This is a genomic window from Actinacidiphila sp. DG2A-62 (assembly GCF_035825295.1).
Taxonomy (GTDB): domain Bacteria; phylum Actinomycetota; class Actinomycetes; order Streptomycetales; family Streptomycetaceae; genus Actinacidiphila.
The window spans coordinates 391,326-400,828 of record NZ_JAYMGI010000002.1 but is presented as its reverse complement, the minus strand read 5'-3'; the positions used below and the strand labels follow the sequence as shown (position 1 = coordinate 400,828).

Below are 9,503 nucleotides of genomic sequence, written 5' to 3'. Positions count from 1 at the left end.
GTCGACTCCCGTGCGCACCGCACGCACCCGCGGCCCCGATCTTCACAGCAGTACGACAGCCGCACCAGAGCGAATCCATGACAAAACTTGACCGATCCATAGACTGCTCTGCATGGACTGGGGAGCCGACGGGGGCGACGCGCGGCGCGCGGACGAGGGGAAAACCGGTACGGGGGAGGGGAGTTGGGCGGCGTGCGAGGCGACGGCGGGGCCGCCGGGGCGGCAGGAGCCGACCGTCCACCAGTTGCGGCTGCTGCTCACGCTCGCCGAGGAACTGCACTTCGGGCGCGCGGCGGCCCGGCTCTACATGACGCAGCCCTCGCTCAGCCGCCAACTGCGCGCGCTCGAACAGCGGATCGGCGTCGAGCTGTTCGACCGCACCAGCCGCAAGGTCGAGCCCACCGCGGCCTGCCGCGCGCTGCTGCCTGACGTGGCCGCCGCGGTGCGGGCCATGGACCGGCTGCGCAGCTCGGTGGAGTCGCGCAGCCGCGAACCGGCCAGGCTGATCGTCGGCAGCCTCGGCGCGGTGGCCTCGCTGCCGCACAACCGAGCGCTGCTGCGGGAGTTGCGGGCCCGGCACCCGCGGATCGACGTCCAGGTGCGCACCCTCAACTTCGCCGATCACATCGGCCATCTGCTCGACGGCACGGTGGACGTGGTGCTGCTGCGGCCGCCGGTCCCGCCCGGCGTGCAGACCCTGCACCTGTCCACCGACCCCCGGCTGGCGTGCCTGCCCGCCGACGACCCGCTCGCCCGGCGCGAGCGCATCGCGCTGGCCGATCTGACCGGCCGGGTGTTCGCCGACCTGCCGCCCGAAGTCCCGCGCGCCTGGCGCGACTTCTGGGCGGTCGACCCGCGCCCGGACGGCGTCCCGGTGCGCTACGGGCCGGTGGTGTCGGACATGGAGAGCCTGCTGCACGTGGTGTCGGCCGGTGAGGCGATCGTCTTCCTGCCGGCCAACGCCCGCACCTTCTACCCGCGCCCCGACGTCCGCTACGTCGACGTCGTCGACCTGCCGCCGTCCACGACGGCGCTCGCGTGGACGGCCGCGTCCCGCGAACGCCCCGCGGTCGAGGCGGTACGCCGCGTGGCGGCGGAGCTGGGGCCGGTGACCACGGGCGTGTGACCGCGCGACAGCGGGGTGGGTGGCTGACCACGGGCGTGTGACCGGGCGACGGCGGGGCGGCCACGCGAGCACGGCATGACCGGAACGGCGACGGGGTCCGGCGCGCGGGCCGCAGGGACCGCGCGGCGTCCCCCGGCCGGGCCGGAGTGATCTTCGGCACCCGCGGGGTCGGTCGGCCGGACGCTGCGGCGTACCGGGCCCCGGCTCGCCTAACATACGTCTGAACCGCAGTACAGGTGCGCGACCGCACCGGATCGCCGGGGCTCGGCCGCCTGCCGCCGGCCCGCGGCAGGAGAGGAACGCAGGGTGAGCAGCGGGGACGGCGTACGCGACGGCGACGGCGTGGACGGCGGTGACGCCGCGGTCCGCCGCGGCGGCGACGCCCCCGGCGCGGGGAACCGCGACACCCCCGGCGCGGGCGACGGCGCCAGACAGCGGCCGCTGTCCCGGCCGCGGATGCAGGACATCGCGGACGCGACCGGCGTCACCATCAAGACCGTCTCGCGCGCGCTGTCCGGCGCGCCCCACGTCCGCGAGTCCACCCGCGAGCGCGTGCTCGCCGAGGCCGCCCGGCTGGGCTTCCGCCGCAACGACATCGCCGCCGGGCTGCGCAGCGCCGGACAGACCATGAAGACCATCGGCGTGGTCCTCGGCGACCTCGCCAACCCGTTCTTCCCGCCGATGCTGCGCGGCATCCACCAGATCGCCGCCGAGCACGGCTACCTGGTGATCAGCGCGGACGCGCAGGGCGACAGCGAGGTGGAGCGCGAATCGATCCAGACCATCCTGGCCCAGCGGGTGGCCGGGCTGATCATCTCCCCGACCGGCACCGACTTCGGCTATCTCGCGAGCGAGGCGGAGTTCGGCTCGGCCATCGTCTTCATCGACTCGGCGCCGCTGGGCCTGACCGCCGACGCCGTCACCACCACCAACACCGCGAGCACCCGGCACGCCGTCGCCCATCTGATCGGGCGCGGCCACCGGCGGATCGGCTACGTCGGACACCCGGCCCAGGGCTACGGCGCGCCCAAGCGCTGGACCGGCTACTGCCAGGCGCTGCGGCACGCCGGGATCACCGTGGACAGCGACCTGGTCAGGCGCGGCCTGACCACCGAGGCCGAGGCGGCCCGCGCGGCCACCGAGCTGCTCGCGCTGCCCGACCCGCCCACCGCGCTGTTCGCCGACAACAACCGGATGACCGTCGGCATCCTCCAGTCGCCCGGCTACGCCGCGCACAATCCCGAGGTCGTCGGCTTCGACCACTTCGACCTGGCGCCGGAACTGGGCATCTCCGTCGTGGACAGCGACCCGTTCCGGGTCGGCAGCGCGGGCGCCGAACTCCTCTTCCGCCGCCTGTCCGACCGCGACCGCCCGCCCACCCAGACCACGGTCCGGGCCCGCCTCATCGTCCACGACCAGCCCACCTTCAGCCCCCTCGCCCGCCGGCCCTAAACCGTCCCCGCCTCCCGGGCCGACCGGCAGCCGGCGCAGCGCGCGCGGCGCAGCACGGCGCCCGCGTCGCGCATCACGCTCCACACGTCGCCGTCGTGCCGGACGACGGCGACGTCTGCGGGCACGCCCAGCACCGCGGCCTGGCCGAGCCCCGGGGAGAGGTCCCGCACGTCGAGCACGCGCGGTTCCCCGCCGGCGCCGGGCGCGCGGCGAGCCGCCGAGATCGTCTCCCGCCGGGGCAACCGCCGCTCCGCCATCGTCGTCCTTTCGCCATCCCCGACGCGCGACTCCCGCCCGCCGGCCGCACGCATGCGTCCCGGTCATCTCGGTGCCCCGCGACGACCCCTCCTACGCGGACCCGGCCCCGTCGCCGCCGGCCCCGCCGCCGGCCGCTGTCCCGGCGGCGCCCCGTGCCCGCCCCTCACCGCCCGCCGCGGACCCTGTCCCGCGGGCCCGCGCGCGCCCGCGCGTATCCCCCTTCGCGCGGCCATCGTCCAGGGCGGACAGAAAAATTGTCAACGTTGACATTGTTTCCGGCGCGTGACATGTTCGACCGAGCCGGAGCCGCGGAGCCCGCTCGCGTCCGGCACGTCGACTGTGGGGAAGCGAAGGGGAGTACGAGCGTGCACGACAGCAGCAGGCACACCCAGGACCGGGTCGAGCGGGCGCTGCGCGAGCGGATCCGGCCGGCCGTCCTGGTGGCCCGCGTGCCGCTGGAGGTCAGCGCCAACCACCTGCCGGGGGAGCCGGTGCCGGCGGCCGAGGCGATAGCCGGGGAGTTCCGGCCCGCGGCCGTGGGCGAGCGCTGGGGGCCCGCCTGGGGCACGAGCTGGTTCCACGTCACCGGCCGGGTGCCGCGGGAGTGGGCCGGCGGGCGCGTGGTGCTCCGCGCCGACCTGGGCTTCTCCGGTGGCCCCGGCTTCCAGGCCGAGGGGCTGGTGCACCGGCCCGACGGCGTGCCGGTGCAGGGCATCGAGCCCGACAACACCGAACTCCTCATCGCCGAGGAGGCGGCCGGCGGCGAGGAGGTCGACTACTACCTGGAGGCCGCCGCCAACCCCCCGGTGATCGAGCACGCCTTCCGCCCCACCGACCTGGGCGACCTGCACACCGCGCCGCGCGACCCGCTCTACACCCTCACCACGCTCGACCTCGCCCTGGTCGACCCGGTGGTGCGCGGCCTCGCCCTCGACGTCGAGGTGCTGCTCGGCCTGGCCAGGGCGCTGCCCGCGCACTCCGGCCGCGGCCGGGAGATCCTGCACGGGCTCGGCCGGATGCTGGACGACCTGGACACCGGCGCCGTGGCGGCCGGCGCGGCCCGGGCCCGCGCCGCGCTGGAGCCGCTGCTGGCCGCCCCCGCCGACCACGCCGCCCACCGCGTCTCCGCGGTCGGGCACGCGCACATCGACTCCGCCTGGCTGTGGCCGGTCCGCGAGACCGTCCGCAAGGCGGCCCGCACCTTCTCCAACGTCACCGCGCTCGCCGATCGTTACCCGGAACTGCGCTTCGCCTGCTCCCAGGCGCAGCAGTACGCGTGGGTGCGCGACGCCCACCCCGCGCTGTTCGCCCGGATCAAGGACGCGGTCGCCGCCGGGACGTTCGTGCCGGTCGGCGGCATGTGGGTGGAGGCCGACACCAACATGCCGGGCGGTGAGTCGCTGGCCCGCCAGTTCAGCCACGGACAGCGGCTCTTCCGCGAGGAGTTCGGGGTGGTGTGCCGCGAGGTGTGGCTACCGGACTCCTTCGGCTACACCGCCGCGCTCCCGCAGATCGCCCGGCTGGCCGGCATGGAGTGGTTCCTCACCCAGAAGATGGCCTACAACGAGGTCGACCGCTTCCCGCACAACACGTTCTGGTGGGAGGGCATCGACGGCACCCGGATCTTCTCGCACTACCCGCCGGTGGAGAACTACAACGCCGAGCTGATCCCCTCCGAACTGGCCTTCGCCGCCGAGCGGTTCACCGAGTCCGGGCCGGCCACCCGGTCCCTGGTGGCGTTCGGCCACGGCGACGGCGGCGGCGGCCCCACCGCCGACATGCTCGAACGCGCTCGCCGCCAGGCGGACTTGGCGGGTTCGCCGGCGGTGACCGTGCAGACCCCCGCGGAGTTCTTCGCCGCGGCCCGCGCCGAACTCCCGGACGCCCCGGTGTGGGTGGGGGAGCTGTACCTGGAGTCGCACCGCGGCACGTACACCTCGCAGGCGCTGATGAAGCAGGGCAACCGGCGCAGCGAGCACCTGCTGCGCGAGGTCGAGCTGTGGGCGTCGGCCGCGGCCCGCCGGGGCCTCGCGCCGTACCCGTACGACGAGTTGGACCGGCTGTGGAAGACCGTGCTGCTGCACCAGTTCCACGACATCCTGCCCGGTTCCTCGATCGCCTGGGTGCACCGCGAGGCGCGCGAGACCTACCGCCGGGTGATCGGCGAACTGGAGGCGCTGCGGGACACCGCCCAGCGGGCGCTGGCCGGCGAGGGCGGGCGGCCGCTGACCTTCAACGCCGCGCCGCACGCCCGCGACGGGGTGCCCGCGCTCGGCGCCGCCGAGGCCGACGAGCAGGACCGCCCGGTCGGGGTGACCCGCGACGGGGACGGCGTCGTGCTCGACAACGGCCTGCTGCGGGTCCGCGTCGACGGCCGCGGCCTGGTCACCTCGGTCCGCGACCTGGCCGCCGGCGGGCGCGAGGTGGTGCCGCCCGGCGCCGCCGCGAACCTGCTCCAGCTCCACCCCGACCGGCCCACCTCCTTCGACGCGTGGAACGTCGACGACGTCTACCGCAACCGCGTGGAGGACGTCACGGGCGTCGACGCGCTGGAGGTCGAGGGCGGCACGTCCGCCGCCGCACCCGAACCCGGCGCCGCGCCCGCCGCCCCGTCCACCGCCGCACCCGGACCCGGCGCCGCGCCCGCCGCCGCGACCGTGACCGTGCGCCGCACCTTCGGCGCCTCGGGCGGCTCCCGCGCCGTGCAGACGATCACGCTCGCCCCCGGCACCCGCACCCTCCGCTTCACCGCCGAGGTCGACTGGCACGAGCGGGAGCGCTTCCTGAAGGCCGCGTTCCCCGTCGACGTGCACACCGACAGCGCCACCGCCGAGATCCAGTACGGCCACCTGACGCGGCCCACGCACGCCAACACCACTTGGGACGCGGCCAAGTTCGAGGTGTGCGCGCACCGGTTCGTGCACGTCGGCGAGCCCGGGTACGGCGCCGCGGTGGTCAACGACTCCACCTACGGCCACGACATCACCCGCACCGCCCACCCCGGCGGCGGGACGTACTCCACCGTCCGGCTGTCGCTGCTGCGCGCACCGCGCTACCCCGACCCGGACACCGACCAGGGCCCGCACCGCTTCGGCTACGGCCTGGTGTGCGGCGCCGACACCGCCGCCGCGGTGCGCGAGGGCTACCGGATCAACCTGCCGCCGCGCACGCTGCTCGGCGCCGGCCCGGTCGCGCCCGAGGTCGCGGTGGACCACCCCGCCGTGGTGGTCGAGGCGGTCAAGCTCGCCGACGACCGCTCCGGCGACCTCGTCGTCCGGCTCTACGAGTCGCTCGGCGCCCGCGCCGGCGCCACCCTCACCGTGCGCGCGGCGGGCGCGGCCGTCGAGACCGACCTGCTGGAGCAGCCGCGCCCCGGCGGCAGGACGTACCGGGCGGGCGAGCGCGTCGCCCTGGAACTGCGCCCGTTCGAGATCGTCACGCTGCGTTTCGCGGCGCGGGACGCCGACTGCGCGGCGGACGCCGACTGCGCGGCGGACGGCGGCGGAGCGGCGGAAGGGACCGGCGGCGATGCGTGACGACCGGCTCGGAGCCCGTCTCGCCCGCGTACTGGAGCGGCGGCTGCGGCCCGCCCGGCACACCGACCGGCTGCCGCTTGCGGTGACCGCCTGGCACGTGCCGGGCGAGCCGGTGGACGCCGCGACCGCGCTGCGCGCCGACTACACGCCGTTCACCGCGGGCGAGCGCTGGGGCCCGCCGTGGGGGACCACCTGGCTGCGCTGCACCGCGACGCTGCCGGACGCCTGGTCCGGGCGGCGCGCCGAGGCCCTGGTCGACCTCGGGTTCACCGGCGTCGGCCCCGGCTTCACCGTCGAGGGCCTGGCGCACACGCCGGACGGCGTGCCGCTCAAGGGCCTGCACCCGCGCAGCCTGGCACGTGCCGGTCGACCCCGCGGGGCCCGGCGGCGTCGGCCCGGCCTCCCGGCCGCTGACCGCCGGGACCCGGGTGGACTTCCTGGTGGAGGCCGCCGCCAACCCGACCATCCACCAGCCGTACCCGTGGGCGCCCACCGACCTGGGCGACGTCACGACGGCCGGCCGCGAGCCCCTCTACGTCTTCGGCGGCGCCCAGGTCGCGCTCGTCGACGACGAGGTCCGCGCGCTGGTCGCCGACCTGGAAGTGCTGGGCGGCCTGCTGGAGGTGCTGCCCGCGGCGCAGCCGCGCCGGCACGCGGTGGCACGGGCGGTGACCGACGTGCTGGACCACCTGGACCGGGCCGAGCTGACCGGGACCTGGTCGCCGGCCGCCGCGCGCGCGATGCTCGCCGGCGTCCTCGCGAGCCCGGCCGCCGCCAGCGCGCACCGGGTCACCGCGGTCGGCCACGCGCACATCGACTCCGCCTGGCTGTGGCCGGTCCGCGAGAGCGTCCGCAAGGTCGCCCGCACCGTCGCGAACGTCACCGCGCTGCGCGCCGAACACCCGGAACTGGTCTTCGCGTTCTCCCAGGCCCAGCAGCACGCGTGGCTGAAGGAGCACCAGCCGGCGCTGTTCGAGCGGCTGCGCGAGGCGGTCGCGGCCGGCGCGGTCCACCCGGTCGGCGGCATGTGGGTGGAGTCCGACGCCAACATGCCGGGCGGCGAGGCCATGGTCCGCCAACTCACCTACGGCAAACGGTTCTTCCTCCAGGAGTACGGCTACGAGTCGGACGAGATCTGGCTGCCGGACTCCTTCGGCTACTCCGCCGCGCTGCCGCAGATCTTCCGGCTCGCCGGGGCGACCCGGTTCATGACGCAGAAGCTGTCGTGGAACCAGGTCAACCGCTTCCCGCACAGCACCTTCTGGTGGGAGGGACTGGACGGCAGCCGGGTGCTGGCGCACTTCCCGCCGGTGGACACCTACAACAGCGACCTGTCGGCGGCCGATCTGACGGGCGCCGCCGAGCGCTGCGCCGACGACGGCGCGGACAGCCGCTCGCTGGTGCCGTTCGGCTGGGGCGACGGCGGCGGCGGGCCGACCCGCGAGATGCTGGAGCACGCCGCGCGGCTGCGCGACCTGGAGGGACTGCCGAAGGTGGCGATCGGCGCGCCCGGCGACTTCTTCGCCGCCGCACAGGCGCAGGCCGACCGCGCGCCGGTGTGGGCGGGGGAGCTGTACCTGGAGGTGCACCGCGGCACCCTCACCACCCAGGCCGACGTCAAGCGCGCCAACCGGGCCTGCGAGCACCTGCTGCGCGAGGCCGAGCTGTGGTGCGCCACCGCCGCCGTGCGCGGGCTCGCGGAGTACCCGTACGAGGAACTGGACGCCCTGTGGAAGGACGTGCTGCTGCACCAGTTCCACGACATCCTGCCCGGTTCCTCGATCGCCTGGGTCTACCGCGAGGCGGCCCAGCGCTACGCCGAACTGGAGAGCCGCCTGCGGGAACTGGTCGGGGCCGCGGTGACCGCCCTGGCCGGGCCCGGCTCGCGGCGGCTGGAGTTCAACGCCGCGCCGCACGCCCGCGACAAAGTGCCCGCGCTCGGCGCCGCCGAGCCGCGGCGGCCAGCGCCGGCCCGCGCCCGGCGCACCGAATCCGGCCATGTCCTGCTGGACAACGGCCTGTTGCGGGTGGAGATCGACACCCGTGGCGCGGTCACGTCCGTATACGACCTGGTGCGCGAGCGGGAGCTGGTGCCGCCCGGCGAGCAGGCCGGACTGCTGCGGCTGCACGCCGACCACCCGGTGGGCGCCGACGCCTGGGACCTCGACGAGCACTACCGCGCCGCCGCACACGACCTGTCCGACGCCGACAGCGTCGACCTCCAACCCGGCGGCGATCCCGGCGACGGCCCCGGCGGCGGAGGCGATCGCGACCCCGTGGTCACCGTGGTCCGCACCCACGACGGCTGCCGGTACGAGCAGCGCGTGCGGCTGGCCGCGGGTGAACCCCGCCTCGACTTCGAGACGACGATCGACTGGCACGCCGAACAGCGCCTGTGCAAGGCCGTGTTCCCGCTGGACATCCGCGCGGACACGGTCGCCGCCGAGGTCCAGTTCGGCCATGTGCGCAGGCCGCTGCACCGCAACACCTCCTGGGAGGAGGCGAAGTTCGAGGCGTGCGCGCACCGGTTCGTGCACGTCGGCGAGCCCGGCTACGGCGCCGCCGTCGTCAACGACTCCAGCTACGGCTACGACGCGACCCGGCAGGTGCGCCCCGACGGCGGCACCACCACCGTCCTCGCGCTGTCCCTGGTGCGCGCCCAGCGGTTCCCCGACCCGCACGCGGACCAGGGCCGGCACGTCTTCCGCTACGCCCTGGTGTGCGGCGCCGACACGGCCGTCGCGGTGCGCGAGGGCTACCGGATCAACCTGCCGCCGCGCGCGGTGACCGGCGGATCGGACGTGGCGCCGCTGGTGGCGGTGGACGGGCCCGCGGTGGTCGAGGCGGTCAAGCTGGCCGACGACCGCTCCGGCGACGTCGTGGTCCGGCTGTACGAACCCCTGGGCGACCGCGCCAGGGTACGGCTTTCGGCCGTCGCGCCGGTCCGCGACGCCCGGCTCACCGACCTCCTCGAACGGCCCACGGGAGCCGTGGAGTTCGACGCCGAGGGGGTGCTGCTGGGCTTGCGCCCCTTCGAGATCGTGACCGTCAGGCTGCGGCTGGACGGCCCTTCCTGAACCCGCCGCAGCCGCTGCGGCACCCCATAATGTCAACGTTGACATTGGCTTGAT

General features: G+C 75.6%; 4 protein-coding genes and 1 pseudogene. 4 read left to right on the top strand and 1 reads right to left on the bottom strand.

Annotated features, from left to right (window positions below; translation table 11 throughout):
* Positions 1-112 precede the first annotated feature (112 nt).
* Together VSR01_RS02230 and VSR01_RS02225 are read left to right on the top strand one after the other, a co-directional pair.
* Positions 113-1,126, top strand: coding sequence for a LysR family transcriptional regulator (locus VSR01_RS02230; RefSeq protein WP_326447603.1), 1,014 nt, complete (start codon positions 113-115; stop codon positions 1,124-1,126).
* Between the two features lie 306 nt (positions 1,127-1,432).
* The gene (locus VSR01_RS02225; protein WP_326447602.1) at positions 1,433-2,578 is read left to right on the top strand and encodes a LacI family DNA-binding transcriptional regulator; all 1,146 of its coding nucleotides are present in this window, start codon (positions 1,433-1,435) and stop codon (positions 2,576-2,578) included.
* On the opposite strand, the gene VSR01_RS02220 is transcribed toward VSR01_RS02225, so the two are convergent.
* Positions 2,575-2,757 (bottom strand): hypothetical protein, encoded by a 183-nt coding sequence (locus VSR01_RS02220; RefSeq protein WP_326447601.1) that lies wholly within the window; start codon positions 2,755-2,757, stop codon positions 2,575-2,577. The genes VSR01_RS02225 and VSR01_RS02220 overlap by 4 nt on opposite strands.
* A 444-nt stretch (positions 2,758-3,201) precedes the next feature.
* Here VSR01_RS02220 and VSR01_RS02215 point away from each other — a divergent pair, with 444 nt between their 5' ends.
* Both VSR01_RS02215 and VSR01_RS02205 read left to right on the top strand, forming a co-directional pair.
* Positions 3,202-6,372 (top strand): alpha-mannosidase, encoded by a 3,171-nt coding sequence (locus VSR01_RS02215; RefSeq protein WP_326447600.1) that lies wholly within the window; start codon positions 3,202-3,204, stop codon positions 6,370-6,372.
* Positions 6,365-9,449 (top strand): annotated as a pseudogene (locus tag VSR01_RS02205) (alpha-mannosidase). The gene VSR01_RS02215 and the pseudogene VSR01_RS02205 overlap by 8 nt, the downstream one beginning before the upstream one ends.
* Positions 9,450-9,503: the final 54 nt, after the last annotated feature.